The sequence below is a fragment of the Pseudomonas sp. ICMP22404 genome (genome assembly GCF_006227205.1).
Lineage (GTDB): Bacteria > Pseudomonadota > Gammaproteobacteria > Pseudomonadales > Pseudomonadaceae > Aquipseudomonas.
In genome coordinates, this window is record NZ_VCNG01000009.1 from 188,106 (window position 1) to 205,131 (window position 17,026).

General features: G+C 62.0%; 15 protein-coding genes and 1 riboswitch. Of the genes, 6 read left to right on the forward strand and 9 right to left on the reverse strand.

Annotated elements, in window-relative coordinates:
- Positions 1–151: 151 nt before the first annotated feature.
- The gene (locus FGE05_RS17245; RefSeq protein ID WP_139646796.1) at positions 152–898 is read left to right on the forward strand and encodes a DUF3298 domain-containing protein; all 747 of its coding nucleotides are present in this window, start codon (positions 152–154) and stop codon (positions 896–898) included.
- On the opposite strand, the gene cytX is transcribed toward FGE05_RS17245, so the two are convergent.
- A complete protein-coding gene (gene cytX, locus FGE05_RS17250; protein ID WP_139646798.1) occupies positions 867–2,159 on the reverse strand; it encodes a putative hydroxymethylpyrimidine transporter CytX in 1,293 nt (430 codons plus the stop codon). The genes FGE05_RS17245 and cytX overlap by 32 nt on opposite strands.
- 169 nt (positions 2,160–2,328) lie before the next feature.
- Positions 2,329–4,218: a phosphomethylpyrimidine synthase ThiC gene (thiC, locus tag FGE05_RS17255; RefSeq protein WP_024781424.1), complete on the reverse strand. Its 1,890-nt coding sequence runs from the start codon at positions 4,216–4,218 to the stop codon at positions 2,329–2,331.
- 161 nt (positions 4,219–4,379) lie between these two features.
- A riboswitch (TPP riboswitch) is annotated at positions 4,380–4,485 on the reverse strand.
- Positions 4,486–4,639: 154 nt separating this feature from the next.
- Here thiC and FGE05_RS17260 point away from each other — a divergent pair.
- Positions 4,640–6,079, forward strand: coding sequence for a TolC family outer membrane protein (locus tag FGE05_RS17260; RefSeq protein ID WP_139646800.1), 1,440 nt, complete (start codon positions 4,640–4,642; stop codon positions 6,077–6,079).
- A gap of 181 nt (positions 6,080–6,260) precedes the next feature.
- On the opposite strand, the gene waaA is transcribed toward FGE05_RS17260, so the two are convergent.
- Positions 6,261–7,541, reverse strand: coding sequence for a lipid IV(A) 3-deoxy-D-manno-octulosonic acid transferase (waaA, locus tag FGE05_RS17265; RefSeq protein ID WP_139646802.1), 1,281 nt, complete (start codon positions 7,539–7,541; stop codon positions 6,261–6,263).
- A 22-nt stretch (positions 7,542–7,563) separates the two neighbouring features.
- The gene (locus FGE05_RS17270; protein ID WP_139646804.1) at positions 7,564–8,454 is read right to left on the reverse strand and encodes a LysR family transcriptional regulator; all 891 of its coding nucleotides are present in this window, start codon (positions 8,452–8,454) and stop codon (positions 7,564–7,566) included.
- Positions 8,455–8,557: 103 nt separating this feature from the next.
- Here FGE05_RS17270 and FGE05_RS17275 point away from each other — a divergent pair, with 103 nt between their 5' ends.
- From FGE05_RS17275 to FGE05_RS17290, 4 genes are all read left to right on the forward strand, one after another.
- Complete coding sequence (locus FGE05_RS17275; protein WP_139646806.1) at positions 8,558–8,890, forward strand: multidrug efflux SMR transporter; 333 nt, start codon at positions 8,558–8,560, stop codon at positions 8,888–8,890.
- A gap of 276 nt (positions 8,891–9,166) precedes the next feature.
- The gene (locus tag FGE05_RS17280; protein WP_139646808.1) at positions 9,167–10,342 is read left to right on the forward strand and encodes an FAD-binding oxidoreductase; all 1,176 of its coding nucleotides are present in this window, start codon (positions 9,167–9,169) and stop codon (positions 10,340–10,342) included.
- A complete protein-coding gene (locus FGE05_RS17285) occupies positions 10,339–11,151 on the forward strand; it encodes an aldo/keto reductase (protein WP_139646810.1) in 813 nt (270 codons plus the stop codon). The genes FGE05_RS17280 and FGE05_RS17285 overlap by 4 nt, the downstream gene beginning before the upstream one ends.
- Before the next feature lie 33 nt (positions 11,152–11,184).
- Positions 11,185–12,150, forward strand: coding sequence for a metal ABC transporter ATPase (locus FGE05_RS17290; RefSeq protein ID WP_139646812.1), 966 nt, complete (start codon positions 11,185–11,187; stop codon positions 12,148–12,150).
- Positions 12,151–12,152: 2 nt separating this feature from the next.
- On the opposite strand, the gene FGE05_RS17295 is transcribed toward FGE05_RS17290, so the two are convergent.
- The 5 genes from FGE05_RS17295 to cysC all read right to left on the reverse strand — a co-directional run bounded on the left by FGE05_RS17295 (position 12,153) and on the right by cysC (position 16,929).
- On the reverse strand, positions 12,153–12,959 hold the full coding sequence (locus FGE05_RS17295) for a hypothetical protein (protein WP_139646814.1): 807 nt from the start codon (positions 12,957–12,959) through the stop codon (positions 12,153–12,155).
- Positions 12,960–13,032: 73 nt separating this feature from the next.
- A complete protein-coding gene (locus FGE05_RS17300; RefSeq protein WP_139646816.1) occupies positions 13,033–13,734 on the reverse strand; it encodes a hypothetical protein in 702 nt (233 codons plus the stop codon).
- Positions 13,735–13,739: 5 nt separating this feature from the next.
- Positions 13,740–14,714, reverse strand: a complete 975-nt coding sequence (locus tag FGE05_RS17305; RefSeq protein ID WP_139646818.1) for a glycosyltransferase — start codon at positions 14,712–14,714, stop codon at positions 13,740–13,742.
- Between the two features lie 105 nt (positions 14,715–14,819).
- Positions 14,820–16,241: a bifunctional D-glycero-beta-D-manno-heptose-7-phosphate kinase/D-glycero-beta-D-manno-heptose 1-phosphate adenylyltransferase HldE gene (gene hldE / locus FGE05_RS17310; RefSeq protein WP_139646820.1), complete on the reverse strand. Its 1,422-nt coding sequence runs from the start codon at positions 16,239–16,241 to the stop codon at positions 14,820–14,822.
- 100 nt (positions 16,242–16,341) lie between these two features.
- The gene (gene cysC / locus FGE05_RS17315; protein WP_139646821.1) at positions 16,342–16,929 is read right to left on the reverse strand and encodes an adenylyl-sulfate kinase; all 588 of its coding nucleotides are present in this window, start codon (positions 16,927–16,929) and stop codon (positions 16,342–16,344) included.
- Between the last annotated feature and the right edge of the window lie 97 nt (positions 16,930–17,026).

Here is a 17,026-nt window from a genome sequence, read left to right on the forward strand (position 1 = left end):
CGCCCGTACCCTTTGATGCAGCCCCTTTCCTATCATCGGGATGGACGGCGGAAGGTGAAAGAATTCTAATGAGTTTAGTGGCGAACTGATTGCCCTGCTGACAGTCGAAGCGGGTAACTTTTTGCCTTTCCCTGTTTCATGAAGGACGCTCATGTCGCTTTTCAGAATTGCTTCGCTGGCCGCCATTGCCCTGACACTGGGTGCCTGCCAAAGCCTGTTCCAACCCAACTACCGCACGCCACTGGACACCACCCGCGATGCCTCGGAGCAATTGCAACCAGGCTGCGCCAGCGCCGACTGCCCCTTGGTGAACATCGACACCGTGCACTTTCCGGCCGAACCCGCCCTGGACGGTATCGTCGAAAAGCGCCTGCTGCAAATGACCCGCACCACACCCGACACCCCGGTGGCGCCTACACTGGCGGCGTATCGCGAGCAGTTCTTGCGCAGCGCCCCGCCGCGCACCAGCAGCTACTTGCAGGCCAAGGTACGTGAGCAACATGACGGCCTGGTGATCATCGAACTGTCCAGTTACCTGGACACCGGCGGCGCCCATGGCACGCCGGGGCGCGGTTTCATCAATTATTCGCGCCAGCAGCACAAGGTACTGGCGCTGTCGGACATGCTGCTGCCGGGCCAGGAAGAAGCCTTCTGGAAAGCGGCTCAGGTGGCTCATAACAGCTGGCTGATCAGCACCAAGCTGGATCAGGAGCCGGAGTTCCTGAAGCAGTGGCATTTCCAGAAAACCCAGAACGTGGCGCTGACCTACGGCGGGGTGATCCTCAAGTACGAAACCAGCACCATTGCACCTTACGCCCTGGGCCACATCGAACTGAAGATCGCTTACCCGCGCCTCAATGGCATTCTCAAGCCCGAGCTGTTTCCCGGCCGTAGCTGAAAGCCCGGCCCAGCAACAGTTGCAGCAGCCCTGCCAGGACCAGTGACGGCAGGGTTGCGCCGATATCCGGGTAGAAATTGGCCAGCAAGTGGTAAGTGCTCACCCCGCCCAGCCAGGCCAATAGCGCCGGCCAGCGCAAGGAAGTGGATACCACCTGGCTGCGGCGTTTACGCAGGATGAAGTGGTCCACCAGCACCACGCCGAACAGCGGCGCGAACACCGAGCCGATCAGCAGCAGGAAATTCTGGTACTGCGCCAACGGCGCGAAACAGGCGACCAGGGTGCAGATGACGCCGATCGCCAACGCCAGATGCTCGACCTTCAACCCCGACAACATGCCGCTGGACACCGCTGCGGAATGGATGTCGGCGAATGCGTTTTCCGACTCGTCCAGCAGAATCAGCAGCAGGGGAATGCCCAATCCCGCGCCCGCCAGGGCCAGCAACAGCGCGTTGACTTCACCGCTCGGCGCGAACGCCAGGGTGTAGGCGACACCCAGGCTCATCAGCCAGAAGTTACCGATGAAGAACCCCAGCGCCGTGCCACCGAAGACATTCCTGGCGCGTTTGCCGAAGCGCGAATAGTCGGCAATCAGCGGCAGCCAGGACAACGGCATGGCAATCGCGATATCGAAGCCCACGGCCAAGGGCATCGAGCCGTCGCCGGCCTGGGCCCACAGCGCCGCCAGGTCGGCCTTGGCGAACAGGTTCCAGGTCAACCAGGTGCACGCCGCCAGCAGCAGCCAGATGCCCCACTTGCGCAACACTTTGCGCACGAAGGTCAGCGGCCCGCTCACCGCGAGCAAGGTGGCCAGGACGCCGAAGAACAAGGTCCACAGCAGCGGATTCGCCCCGAGGCTGCCTTCGCTGAAAGCCCGGGCGCCCAGCAGGCTGGCGGCGTCGCGCATGACGATGATCTCGAACGAGCCCCAGCCGATCAGCTGCAGCAGATTCAACACCGCCGGTACGCTCGCGCCCTTGCTGCCCAGGCTGAGCTTGAGGGCGGCCATGGCCGACAGGCCGGTGTCGCTGCCGATCACCCCGACGGCCGCTAGCAGCAGGACGCCCACCAGCGTGCCGAGGAAAATCGCCAGCAACGAACCGCTCAGGCCCAGGCCCGGCGCCAGCAAGGCCCCGACCTGCAAGACCATCAGGCCGATGCCGAGGGAGAACCACAGGGAGAAGAGATCGCGCGCGCCGAAGACACGTTTGTCCGTGGGGACGGCGATGTCGGGGGAGTAGGTGCTGGGTTGGATGTTCAAGGGGGTTGTCTCAGAGAGATATTTGTTGTTTTAGCGACCGCTATCGCGAGCAGGCTCGCTCCCACAAGGGGCCGGCGGCAGGCACAGGATTTGTGCACACCGCGATCCACTGTGGGAGCGAGCCTGCTCGCGATGGCGGCGGTGAAAACACCGCCGCCATCAGCTCGGATCACACTTTCTTGTAAAGCTGACTGCCTTCCTGCTTGAACCGCTCAGCCTGCTCCGCCATCCCTTGGGCGACGTCCACATCCACCGCCTCGATGCGCTGGTTGGCCGCGTACTCGCGGACTTCCTGGGTAATCTTCATCGAGCAGAACTTCGGCCCGCACATCGAGCAGAAATGCGCGACCTTGGCCGAGTCCTTCGGCAGGGTTTCGTCGTGGTACGAGCGAGCGGTGTCCGGGTCCAGGCCGAGGTTGAACTGGTCTTCCCAGCGGAACTCGAAGCGCGCCTTGCTCAGGGCGTTATCGCGGATCTGCGCACCTGGATGGCCTTTGGCAAGGTCGGCCGCGTGGGCGGCGATCTTGTAGGTGATGATCCCGGTCTTCACGTCATCCTTGTTCGGCAACCCCAGGTGTTCTTTCGGGGTCACGTAGCAAAGCATGGCGCAGCCGAACCAGCCGATCATCGCCGCACCGATACCGGAGGTGATGTGGTCGTAGCCCGGCGCAATGTCGGTGGTCAGCGGACCGAGGGTGTAGAACGGCGCCTCGTCGCAGCACTCCAGCTGCTTGTCCATGTTCTCCTTGATCAGTTGCATCGGCACGTGGCCCGGGCCTTCGATCATGCATTGCACGTCGTGCTTCCAGGCGATCTTGGTCAGCTCGCCGAGGGTTTCCAGCTCACCGAACTGCGCTTCGTCGTTGGCGTCGGCAATCGAGCCCGGACGCAGGCCATCGCCCAGCGAGAAGCTGACGTCGTAGGCCTTCATGATTTCGCAGATGTCTTCGAAATGGGTGTAGAGGAAGTTTTCCTTGTGGTGCGCCAGGCACCACTTGGCCATGATCGAACCGCCACGGCTGACGATGCCGGTGACGCGCTTGGCGGTCATCGGTACATAGCGCAGCAGCACGCCAGCGTGGATGGTGAAGTAGTCGACGCCCTGCTCGGCCTGTTCGATCAGCGTGTCGCGGAACAACTCCCAGGTGAGGTCTTCGGCCACGCCGCCGACTTTTTCCAGGGCCTGGTAGATCGGCACGGTGCCGATGGGCACTGGCGAGTTGCGGATGATCCACTCGCGGGTTTCGTGGATGTGCTTGCCGGTGGACAGGTCCATCACCGTGTCCGAACCCCAACGAATGCCCCAGGTCAGCTTCGCCACTTCTTCTTCGATGGACGAACCCAGCGCGCTGTTGCCGATGTTGCCGTTGATCTTCACCAGGAAGTTACGGCCGATGATCATCGGTTCCAGTTCGGTGTGGTTGATGTTGGCCGGGATGATCGCGCGGCCCCGGGCGATTTCGTCACGGACGAATTCCGGCGTGATGATCTTCGGTACGCTGGCGCCGAAGCTGTGGCCGGCGTGTTGCTGGTCCAGCAGGCCAGCGGCGCGGGCCACTTCCAGCTTCATGTTTTCGCGGATGGCGACGTATTCCATCTCGGCGGTGATGATGCCTTTGCGCGCGTAGTGCATCTGGCTGACGTTGGCACCGGGCTTGGCGCGACGTGGATTGTTCACGTGGGCGAAGCGCAGCTTGGTCAGCTCCGGGTCGGCCAGGCGCTCCTGGCCGAAGTTGGAGCTCAGGCCGGCCAGGCGCTCGGTGTCGCCACGGGCCTCGATCCAGGGCGAACGCACGTCGGCCAGGCCTTTGCGCACATCGATGATCACGTTCGGGTCAGTGTACGGGCCCGAGGTGTCATACACCGTCACCGGCGCGTTGATTTCGCCGCCGAAGTCGGTCGGCGTCACGTCGAGGCTGATTTCGCGCATCGGCACGCGGATATCCGGGCGGCTGCCCTGGACATAGATTTTTTGCGAGCGGGTAAAAGGCTGAACCGATTGCTGATCGACCTGGGCCGAATCACTGAGGTTGATCGCGTTTTTTGATTTTGTCGTCATCACGGGTTCTCCAGACACACATCCAGGCAGTGGATTTTTGTCGGAGCGAACCTGTAGCGAATGGACGCAATCCTGCACGACAGTGCGGACGCTGTGCTTGATGCACGAGTGTGTTCGAGGGTCGAACAACATCCCGGACGAAGCACAAGAGGACTCGCCGGGTGACGAGAAATCTTGTTCCCTACGCAGGCCTTAACCTGATCAGGTTCAACGGGATCCGAAATTATTCGATCTCAGCCTCATAGCAAGGCACCCCGACAAGAACCCGGCCAGTCTAGACACAACCACCGCAGAACGCCATCACCGCAGCAAAAGGCGTGATGAATGGCGCATATACAGGATTGTTGCCGTGCCCGTGCGCAACTACACTCGCTACGCCGCGCCTCTTGTGCGCAATCATTTGAGAAGTAGGGATCGCCTCATGCTGCGCAAACTCTCACTGGCCCTTGCCGTGTCTTGTGCGTCCAATGGAATGGCCTGGGCTGCCGAAGCGCCCTTATCCACCCGGACCGATCTGGTGAGCGTGTACCAGGAAGCGGTGGATAACAACGCCGATCTGGCCGCTGCCCGCGCCCAGTACGGTGCCCAGAAAGAAGTGGTGCCCCAGGCCCGTGCCGGGTTGTTGCCCAACCTGTCGGCCGGTGCCGACCTGAACAACACCCGTACCGAGCTCGACCAACCGGCGCTGACCGCCACCCGCAGCGCCACGGTTTACCAGGCCACGTTGTCCCAGCCCATTTTCCGGGCCGACCGCTGGTTCCAGTTGCAGGCGGCAAAATCCGTCAACGAACAAGCGTCGCTGCAACTGTCGGCCACCGAGCAGAACATGATCCTGCAGAGCGCCGAGAGCTATTTCAACGTACTGCGCAGCCAGGACAACCTGGCCTCGACCAAGGCCGAGGAGGCGGCTTTCAAACGTCAACTCGACCAGTCCAACGAGCGCTTCGACGTGGGCCTGTCGGACAAGACCGACGTGCTGCAATCCCAGGCCAGCTACGACACTGCCCGCGCCAACCGGATCCTTGCCCAGCGCCAGGTCGAGGATGCGTTCGAAGCATTGATCACCCTGACCAACCGCCAGTACAACTCGATCCAGGGCATCGTCCACACGCTGCCGATCCTGCCGCCGGTGCCGAATGATGCCAAGGCCTGGGTCGACACCGCGGCCAAGCAGAACCTCAACCTGCTGGCCAGCAACTACGCCGTCGACGCCGCCGAAGACACCTTGCGTCAACGCAAAGCCGGTCATGCACCCACGCTCGACGCGATAGCCCAGTACAAGAAAGGCGACAACGACGGCCTCGGCTTTACCAACCCGAGCCCGACCGGCCAGCGTTACGGTGGCGATGCCGAGCAGCGCACCATCGGCCTGCAGTTGAGTATCCCGATCTACAGTGGCGGGCTGACCAGCTCCCAGGTGCGCGAGTCCTACTCGCAACTCACCCAGACCGAGCAGCAGCGCGAAGGCCTGCGCCGGCAGGTGGTGGAGAACACCCGCAACCTGCACCGCGCGGTGAATACCGACGTGGAACAGGTCCAGGCCCGGCGCCAGTCGATCATCTCCAACCAGAGCGCGGTAGAGGCCACGGAGATCGGTTATCAGGTGGGGACTCGCAACATCGTCGATGTGCTGGATGCCCAGCGCCAGCTGTACACCTCGGTGCGCAACTACAACAACGCCCGCTACGACTACATCCTCGACAACCTGCGCCTCAAGCAGGCCGCCGGCACCCTCAGCCCCGCCGACCTGCAGGACCTGTCACGCTACCTCAAGCCCGACTACAACCCGGACAGGGACTTCCTGCCGCCAGACCTGGCGCAGGCGGCGGAGCAGCAATTGCGTTCGCGGCCGGCGCAGTAAGCAACAGTAACCCTTGTGGCGAGGGGATTTATCCCCGCTGGGCTGCGCAGCAGCCCCAAAACCTGCCAGCGCGGTGTGTGAGGTAGTTTGAAGGGGGGGCGCTTCGCACCCCAGCGGGGCGGTGCGACGTTTCGCTAAATCCCCTCGCCACAGATAAATCTCCTCGCCACAAGAGCAATGATCACCGTTCGGAGATCAACCGCCCCAACCCCTCCAGCAACCGCTGCAACGCGCCCTGATTGGTGCGCATCACCTTCAACCCCGCCTCGGCCATGCGCTGCGCATCCCGGGGCAGTTCGAACAGGCGTTGTATCGCCCAGGCCAGGCTCTCGGCATCTTCGACTTCCTGCAACGCCCCGGCGCTGCGCAGTTGCGCGGCGATTTCGAGGAAGTTGAACAGGTGCGGCCCACTGAGCACCGGCTTCGACAGCGCCGCCGGCTCCAGCAGATTGTGGCCGCCGTTGGGCACCAGGCTGCCGCCCACGAACGCGCTATCGGCCAACGCGTAGAGGAACAGCAGCTCGCCCATGGTGTCGCCCAGCAACACCGAGACTTGCGCGGTAACGGGCTGCGCGCTGGAACGCCGGACCGTGGCAAAGCCTTCGCTTTCACACAACCGGTGCACCGTGTCGAAACGCTCGGGATGACGCGGCACCAGGATCAGCAACGCATCAGGGTAACTGTCGAGTAGCCGACGGTGCGCGGCCAGCACCACCTCGTCTTCGCCCTCATGGGTGCTCGCAGCGATCCAGACCGGGCGATCTGTCGCCTGCCATTGGCTGCGCAGGGCACTGGCGCGTTCGAGCAGTTGCGGGTCGATGGTCAGGTCGTACTTGATGGAACCGGTGACCTCGACGGTCTCGGCCCGGGCGCCCAACTGGCGGAAACGTTCGGCCTCGGCTTCGGTCTGGACGGCAAACAGGCTCATCTCGGCCAGCATCGGCCGGGTGAGTTTGGGGAAACGGGCATAGCCCCGGGCCGAACGCTCCGACAAACGCGCATTCGCCAAGGCCACGGGAATACCGCGCTTGGCGCATTGATGGATGTGGTTGGGCCACAGCTCGGTTTCCATGATCACCGCCAGCGTCGGTCGCACCCGATCAAGAAAACGACTGGCAGCGCACGGCAAGTCGTAGGGCAAATAACAATGCTGAATACGCGGCTCATTGGCGAATAACGCCTGGATCCGCTCCGAGCCGGTGGGCGTCATGCAGGTCACCGTGATCGGCAACTGTGGATAACGCTGCAACAGGGCGCGAATCATCGGCGCGGCAGCGATGCTTTCGCCCACCGACACCGCATGGACCCAGATGCCTCCCTGGGCCATGACCGGCAGGCCCCAGGAAAACCGCTCGCCGATGCGCCGGGCATACGCCGGCGCCTTGCGCGCCCGCAACCACAGCCGAATCGCCACCAATGGCAGCCCCAGGTAAAACAATGCGCTATAGAGAGTTCTGTTCATGGCGGCGGAGTTTATCGGTTTTTCAGCCGATCGCCTGCAACTGCACGGCAAAACGTTCCGCCAGCCAGCGCGCAGCCGGGCCCAAGGGTTCGTCGCGACGCCAGACCAGCTCCACCACCAGGGCCGGCGGGGTCCATTCGCTGTTGAGTTCGACCATGTCGCCCAGGTACGCCGGATATTGCACCACATGCCGCGGCAGCCAGGCCCAGCCCAGGCCACTTCTCAGCCATTCGGCCAGGACGTAAAAGCTGTCGGCACGCCAGACCTGCGGGCTGGCCTGCTCGCTGCCGGGATAGACACTGGACTGGGTCGCCATCAGCAACTGCCGGTGCCGGGCCATTTCCCGACAGGACACGTAGTCGTGGTTGGCCAACGGATGCCCTTTGCTACACACCGTGACCATCTCGACGCTGCCCAACACTCGGCGCTCCAGCGCTTCGGGGATCTGGTCGTGGTAGAACAACAAGCCCAGGTCAGCGCGACGCTCCACCAGTTTGCGCGCCACATCGCCCTGGGCGGCACTGGCCAGTTGCACCTCAAGGGTGGGGAATTGCTCGGCCAACGCCGCCAGGCTGTCGATGACCGGTTGATAGGGCATGGCCTCGTCCTGAGCCAGGCGCAGCGACGCCTCCTGCCCGCGCATCAAGGCCAGGGCCCGGCCATTGAGGCGCTCACACTGGCGCAACACCTCCCGCGCTTCCTCCAGCAATGCCTCGCCGGCATCCGTGAGCTTCGGCTGACGGCCGCTGCTGCGCTCGAACAGGCTGACGCCTAAATCCGCCTCCAGCAAGGCAATCGCGCTGCTGACGGCCGATTGGGCCTTGCGTTGATCCCGGGCCACGGCGGAGAACGAACGCTGTTCGGCGACGCCCACGAACAGTCGCAATTGCTCAAGATTCCACTCAACGTTCATGACCCAACCTATCTCATTAACAGATAGGTAATGACTTTACCGCATCTAGCCGCGCACTAGAATGGCGACATCGAAAGACGCAACAGTCAAAGAGGTTACGCCCATGAACGCTTACTACTACCTCGCTATCGCCATCTGCGCCGAAGTGATTGCCACCGTTTCGATGAAAGCGGTGAAAGGCTTGAGCACACCCCTGCCCCTGATACTGGTGATCGCGGGCTACGGCATCGCTTTCTGGATGTTGACCCTGGTGGTGCGCAGCGTCCCGGTAGGCGTGGCGTATGCGGTCTGGGCCGGGATGGGCATCGTCATGGTCAGCGTCGCGGCGCTGTTCATCTACGGGCAGAAGCTCGACGTGCCGGCAATGCTGGGGATGGCGCTGATTGTGCTGGGGGTTGTGGTGATCCAGCTGTTCTCCAAGACTGCTGGTCACTAAGAAACACGAAACACCTCTGCATGAAATACGATTGTGGCGAGGGGATTTAGCGAAACGTCGCACCGCCCCGCTGGGGTGCGCAGCGCCCCCCTTCAAACTACCTGGCACACCGCGCTATCAGGTCTTGGGGCTGCTGCGCAGCCCAGCGGGGATGAATCCCCTCGCCACAGGGGATCTCCCTCGCCACAGTTTTGGCGGCTGCCCCTGAATGGGTGGCCAAACTCAGTTCATCGAGTCTGTATACTGCGCCTTCGTCTTGAACACTGAGGTCGCTGCATGCCATCCGTAATTTCCACCGACGTGCTGATTGTCGGCGCAGGAGTCGCCGGCCTCTGGCTGAATGCACGCCTGCGTCGCCTGGGCTATTCGACCGTGCTGGTGGAAAGTGCCAGCCTCGGCGGTGGGCAGAGCGTCAAATCCCAGGGCATCATCCATGGCGGCGCCAAATATGCGCTGCATGGTGCCCTGACCGGCGCCTCGGAAGCCATCGCTGACATGCCGCGCCGTTGGCGTGAAGCGCTCGGTGGCGACGGCGAGCTGGACCTGTCCGGCGTGCGCCTGCTGTCCGAAGCCCATTACCTGTGGTCTCCTGGCACCCTGGCCGGCAATCTCACCAGCTTTTTCGCCAGCAAGGCCGTGCGCGGGCGGGTCGATCAGGTCAAGGGTGAGCAACTGCCACCGGCCCTGCAGGACAAGCGTTTCAAAGGCAAGGTCTATCGCCTGGCCGAACTGGTGGTGGATGTCCCCAGCCTGATCGAACGCCTGGCGGAACTGGCCGGCGACAGCCTGCTCGCCGGCCAGCACATCGAACCGCTGCGCGAAGCCGGCGAACTGGTGGGTCTGAAGGTGGACGGTCGCGAGATCCGTGCCCAGCGCATTGTCCTCAGTGCCGGGGCCGGTACCGCCGACCTGCTCGCTGCCTTGGGCCTGGACCAGCCGGCCATGCAGCGTCGGCCCTTGCACATGGTGCTGGTCAAGGGACCGAGCCTCAAGCCGCTGTATGCCCATTGCCTGGGGGGCGGGCCGAAGCCGCGCATCACCGTCACCACTCACCCGGCCGCCGATGGCCAATGGGTCTGGTACCTGGGCGGCGACATCGCCGAAGCCGATGGCGTGGCCCGCGAACCCGCCGCGCAGATCGCCACCGCGCAAAAGGAACTCGGACAATTGCTGCCCTGGGTCGACCTCACCACCGCACAATGGGCCACCTTGCGGGTCGATCGCGCCGAACCCCTGCAATCGGGTCTGACCCGCCCGGACAACGCTTTCCTCGCCGAGCAGGATCGCCTGTTGGTAGGCTGGCCGACCAAGCTGGCCCTGGCCCCGGACTTTTCCGACCGGGTGATTGCCGCACTGCAACAAAGCGGTATCACCCCCAGCCACCCGGCCCCGCTACTGGACCTGCCGAAACCGCCCATGGGCGTGCCGGCGTGGGAGCAGTTGCTGCCATGAGCCAGCCGACCCTGCACGATTTCTATCGCTCCCTGGGCACCCACGGCCCGAAGGTTTCTCCCCTGGGCCTGGGCACCGTCAAGCTTGGTCGCGACCAGGGGGTCAAGTACCCCAGCGGTTTCCGCATTCCCGATGACGACGAAGCACGCATGCTACTCAAGCTGGCGCGTGACCTGGGCATCAACCTCATCGACACCGCGCCGGCTTATGGCCGCAGCGAAGAACGCCTTGGCCCGCTGTTGCGCGGTCAGCGCCAGGACTGGGTGATTGTCAGCAAGGTCGGCGAAGAGTTCAGTGACGGGCAGTCGCGCCACGACTTCAGTGCCGCCCACACCCGTTTCTCAGTGGAGCGCAGCCTCAAGCGCCTGGAGACCGACTATATCGACCTGGTACTGGTGCACTCCGACGGCAATGACCTGGCGATACTCAACGGCAGCGAGGTCTACCCGACCCTGGCGGCGCTCAAGCGCGAGGGCAAGATCGGTGGCTTCGGTTTCTCCGGCAAAACAGTCGAGGGTGGCCTGAAGGCCCTCGAGCAGGGCGATTGCGCCATGGTTACCTACAATCTGAACGAACGAAGCGAAACCGCTGTCATTGACTACGCTACCGAGCACGGCAAAGCCATCCTGGTGAAGAAAGCCCTCGCCAGTGGTCACGCCTGCCTGAGCCCAGGCGTGGACCCAGTCCAGGCCAGCTTCGAGCTGTTGTTTGAGCACCCAGGGATCGCCAGTGCTATTGTCGGCACCATCAATCCGCTGCACCTCGCCCATAACGTCGCGACCGTAGCCAAGGTCCTACGTAAAAACTGACGCCGCTTCACGCGGTTTTTAGCAGGAGCCGATATGCCGCGCACGCTCATCAGGAAGAACCCGAGCAACTTCAAGACCCTGCCGCTGTTCGTCGAAGCGACCCCCGAAGGCCTGACTTACCAGAGCGTCGGGATGCCGCTGAACTTCGCCCAGACCTTGCAACGCCGCCGCCCCGTGACGGTGGCCGATGCCGAACGTTTTTCCCTGGAGCTGGCGAACCTGGGGGTCTCGGTGCGCCTGACCCTGCAGTGGCAGAACCGCGACTATTGGGTGTTGGTGCGCCAGCGTCGGCAGGATCGCGGCGACGTGGTGCTCAAGCTGATATCCGGTTATGTCCCGGCCCACGAACTGAACCTGCCGTTACTCACCGCCATCAGTGAAATTGCCGAAGAATGCCTGCTGGAAACCCCTGAAGGCTGGCTCGGCGGGCGATTCAACGACACTTGGCTGCCAGCGCCCTATGCCACGGCCTTGCACTATCGCGAGGCATTGCCGTTTCGGCTGACACCGCTGTCGGGCTCGGCCCGTCCGGTACGCAGCGCCAATCTGCAATTGATTGAGCGGCCAAGGGCTTATGTGCACCTGCCAACGGCGTCACTGCAACTGATCTACGATTTGCGCCTGGAAGTGCCCAAGGAAGCCAAGTCACTGAGTCTGTTTCACGTCGATGAACGCCTGGAGGGCGACCAACTGGTGGCGCGCCTGGACCGCAAGCGGCCGGACCTTTACCTGATGCCCCTTGAAGACGGCAAGCCAACGGGTGAGCTCTACACACTCAAACGCGATCAACTGGTTCCGGCCGGCACACGCGGCCTGCATCTGGCCGAAAGCTTCGCCAGCCAGGAAGGCTGGGTGGTTCGCGAAGAGCGCATCCGCTGGAAGGACTGGACCGCGCAGCAAGGTCTGACCTCCCCTCCTCCCCATCGCCAGGGTCTGACCAAACTACGCAAGAAGGCCCTGGGCCTCATGCGCATGGTTCGCGGGACGCTGCAAAAATAGCGTCACGCCGAACGTCGTTTATCGATATAGGTACGCCAGCGGGCAAGTAGATGGAAATAGCGATTTTCACGCTTGCCCATGCCCCGCTTGGGCGAGAACGATTCCTCGGCGAAGGCGCCGTCGATTCGCACTCGTGACGCGGTGGTTGGCAGGGTGCAAACCTTGACCCCTGACTGCTGCAGGGCATATTTGAGCAGTCGTTCGGAATGCAGCTTCCTGCCTGTTGCCTGGCAAAAATCGAAAATGTGCTCGATACGCTTGCCGTAGGCACGGTAGGCATCACGCCCACAGATCGAAAAACGATCATTCAAACCGCCCCACCATTGCCAATCGGGGATATAGGCATTCGCCCTGCGGGCAACAGAATGATCGAACACGTAAGCCGGAAGCGCCGTGTGGTAAAAATTGTCGGGACGTACGAACACGACAAAATCCGGATCGAACGACTCCATCATTTCCGTCACGGTGTGCAGGGAGTTGAGCTGATAGATCAGGTTCCTGAGCGAAGCGTACTCGTCTGCCCAGGTGTCGCCCAGGGCCTTGACCCGTTCGAAGTCCCAACGCTCCAGAACCCCCTCGGTGGAATGGAGCTGGCCGGTCATGGTGCTGAACGGCGCATAATTGTCGGTACTTAGCTCGCCCCGCTCGCCAGAACGCGGGTTGTGCACTTCATCGATTTTGTACAGGTGGTAGAAACACTGCACTTCGCTTCCCGCGGGGATCTGCCCCAGGACGTTCTCCCGGATGGAGGGAAAGCAAATCGCCGAGTTTCTCGGGATACCAAAAAATGCCACCGCAACTTTCAACACGCGTTCTGTCCCGACCATAAAGAAGAAAATGCCCGCAGCGGCGCATCAGCTGGTTCGACGTGACCCGCCGAACTCAGCGACGGCGGAACCACCGATGCCACCAACGGCTACGTTGCAACGGCACGACCGTCACGTCAGCTTCCAGCAGCCATTGCCGCTCATAATCCCAGGCGTGTCCGCCCCAGAGTTTTCCTGCTTCGTTGGAGAAACCCAGGGTCATCAACTGATAGGTATAGCCTGCATGCCCACGCAACCAATCAAAGACCACTAGCGCATTGAAGCCTGTCGAAGGACCGACATAGCGCTTGCCGCCAGGCCTGTCGACCGGGTAGTTCCACAACGGAGGCAGCGGAATGCGCTCGCGATATAGGGTGACACCCGGCAGCGGCGACATGGGCGCCGTGCACCCCACCAACATCGTGAAGCAGCGCGCCACGGCCAGCTCGAATAATTGCTGCACTTCGGGCTTGTACGGCAGACCAAAGAAATACGCATCGGGGGCGTTGAAACCATGCACCAACACATTGACGCTCTGTCGGTTGAGCAGCGCCGAGTTCAGGCAGGTGTTGAACGTCACGACTACATCGTCACTACCGATACCGAGCGCCTGGAAGTCCGCCGCCGTGATCGCCGGATTGTTCGCCACCAGCAGCACTCGTGATGCTTTGCCCAGGCAATCCTTCAATGCCTGAGGGATCGCGTCGAATACCGACTGATCGCCACCAGGCAGCCGGTCAAGGGCCATCTCGCCGGATTGAGCAGCGCGCTTGTCCATGTCGTCTACCCCGGCACCCGCATACCATAGCGAAGCTTGACCCACCAGCGGATGAGCGCCGAGGGCGGCTGCCAAGGGCGCATCTCTCGCTGGATTTCTGCAGCCAGATCCTGCCCGACGCGAGCGAATGAATAGCGGCTTTCGGCGAAGGCCTGGCCCTTGCTGGCGATCCGCGCCGCCAGTTCCGGCTCACGCTGCAGCAACTCCAGCTTCTGCACCGCTTCGCCCTCGGAATGGTAGAACACCACGTTCTCCATGTCCTCGAAACCGAGCAACTTATCCTCTTCACCCTGGCTCCAGGCCAATAGCACACACCCGCAGGCCATGGCCTCGAAGTTCTTGATCATGAACTCCCCCATGCCCAGGTCGGCGCTGACGAAGATCTTGATGCGATTGAGGGTTTCCAGGTACTCGCGACCCGATGCGGTACGCGTCACGAGCATGCCAGTACGCCTGGCCAGAGACTCGAGCAAGGTTTTACGCTGGGCATATTCGGTGCTCTTGAGACTTCCGAGGAACCCGACGGGAATATCGCGAACGCTGCCCGTGTTGTGCAGCATCTGTTCGTCATAACCCTTGGATACGAACACCGCATCGATGTCCTCGGCCTGCATCCGGCGGGCAACTACAGCACCCGATACCAACGCACGACAACTTGGCAACCGACGATACAAACGTGAGTAGACGCTTCTGTATTTACTTTCGCGCATATAGTTCTGATAAGCATCATGCTCGAGGAAGATCAGACCCGGAATGCACTTCAATACGCTCAACTGCCGGACCAGACGCTTGACCCGCGAGAAAATCACTACCCGATCGAAGTCCTGGTAATTAACCGACGCCAGGAATGGGCCGAGATTCATCTGCTGCTGTTTACTCAAGCGATAGATGACGCAGTCGTCGCAATTCTCCCGTGCCACCTCATAGAGGCGATCAAGGATCACACGCTGTTCATCCATCACCAAGAGCATGACTTTCATACTAATCGACCACAAACAAAATAAGGTAGGGGGATGGACGGGGGCTATCGTCCAGAGTGGACAGACGCTCCGCTCGCGCCTTCCGGGGGTGAATCCAGGTTTAATTCAACGACCGCGAATCTTCTCGACGATGGCCGTAGTCGAACTGTTTTCTACCAACCCCAAGACCTTCACGGTACCGCCATAAGCCGCGACGATGTCAGCCCCCACGACCTGATCGATCCCGTAGTCACCGCCCTTTACCAGCACATCGGGCTTGACCTGGCGCAGCAGGCTTTCCGGTGTACCCTCGCTGAAGCTGATGACCCAGTCCACCGCACCAAGGCCGGCCAGGACTGCCATTCGCCGGTCCACACTATTGATCGGGCGGCCCGGCCCCTTTAGGCGGCTCACCGACGCATCGTCATTGACCGCTACGATCAGGCGATCGCCCTGGGCCCTGGCCTGTTCGAGGTAGGTCACGTGGCCGGCATGCAGGATGTCAAAGCAGCCGTTGGTGAAAACGATTTTTTCATTGTGGGCACGGGCGTCGTCAACCGCCAGCAACAGTTGTTCCAAGCCCAGCACACCGCGCTCGGAACCTTCCTCGCGTTGAATGGCGCGACGCAGCTCGGGGGCGCTGATGGCGGCCGTGCCAAGCTTGCCAACAACGATGCCCGCAGCCAGATTCGCCAGGGCCACCGCGTGGGGCAGTTCCTCACCGGCAGCGATGGCAGCAGCCAGGGTCGAGATCACGGTGTCACCAGCGCCCGTTACGTCGAATACTTCTCGAGCGCGGGCTGGCAGGTGCAACGCAGGATTACCAGGGCGCAGGAGGGTCATGCCATGCTCGCCCCGGGTCACCAGTAACGCGCCCAAGTCAAGTTCCTGCATAAGCTGCGCGCCCTTGCTCACCAGCTCGTGCTCATCGGCGCAACCGCCGACGATGGTTTCAAACTCGCTGAGGTTCGGGGTGATCAAACTGGCGCCACGATAGATGGAAAAGTCCTTTCCCTTGGGATCGGCCAGGACCGGAATGTTTCGGGCACGGGCCGCCTCGATCAACGCTCGGTGGTTTTTCAAGGCACCTTTACCGTAGTCCGACAACACCAGCACCTTGACGCCTTCAAGCAGGCTTTCAACATCAGCGACCAGCGCCAGGGGGTCGGTGGCAAAAGGCTCTTCGAAATCGATCCGCAGAAGTTGCTGGTGCCTGCTCATGACCCGCAGCTTGACGATGGTCGGTTGGTGCGCAACGCGTTGGAGTTTCGCCCTCACGCCCGCGCCCTTGAGACTGTTACTCAGGCTGTCGGCGGCCTCGTCGTCCCCGGTCACGCCCACGAGGGAGGCCGGGGCGCCGAGGGCGGCGATGTTCAGAGCAACGTTGGCGGCTCCGCCGGGACGATCCTCAATGTGCTCGACCTTCACCACCGGCACTGGCGCCTCAGGAGAGATCCGCGAGGTACCGCCATGCCAATAGCGGTCGAGCATGACATCGCCGACCACCAGTACAGGGGCTTGATCGAATCGCGGCATGGACAACTTCATGGAGCATCCCACATACAAAATGAACAGGGGCGCGATATTAGCACAGGGTTGAACGAAGACTTATCCGTGACTGCAATAGGATCCCGGTGCGCGTGCTCGATCAGCCCAGCAGCAAGGTCAATAGACGCTGACAAGCCTGAGCCAGCTCGACCTCATCGGTATTGATTTCGCAGTCAGGTTCAAGCGGAACTTCGTAAGGGCTGTCGATCCCGGTAAAATTCTTGATCCGCCCAGCACGGGCTTCGCGGTACAGCCCCTTGGGATCGCGCTCGGCACAAACCCCGAAAGGCGTGCTCACATAAACCTCCACAAAGGTGCCCTGGGAGAATAATTGTCGGGCCGCTTCCCGGTCTGCGCGAAAGGGAGAAATTGCGGCAACGATGACGATCAACCCCGCATCGACCATCAGGCGCGCCACCTCAGCGATGCGCCGGATATTTTCCTTACGGGACTCGGCATCCATGCCCAACCCTCGACACAGCCCCTGGCGCAAGTTATCGCCGTCCAGCAGCGACGTATGCAAGCCTCGCTGGTTGAGCTGCACTTCCAGGGCGTTGGCCAGGGTCGACTTGCCCGCCCCCGAGAGTCCGGTCAGCCAGATGCAACGTGGTCGCTGGGCTTTGATGAAGGCCCGATCCTGGGGCGTGACAGCTGACGCAAGGGAGCGTATCCGTGAATGTTGCTTCATACCTTTGACGTCTCATCCATAGCCGTGCATCTCATGGTCACTTGAGCGGACCCGCCGGATCACCGGATCAGTTGACGGCCCGCCCTAAGCATAGCTT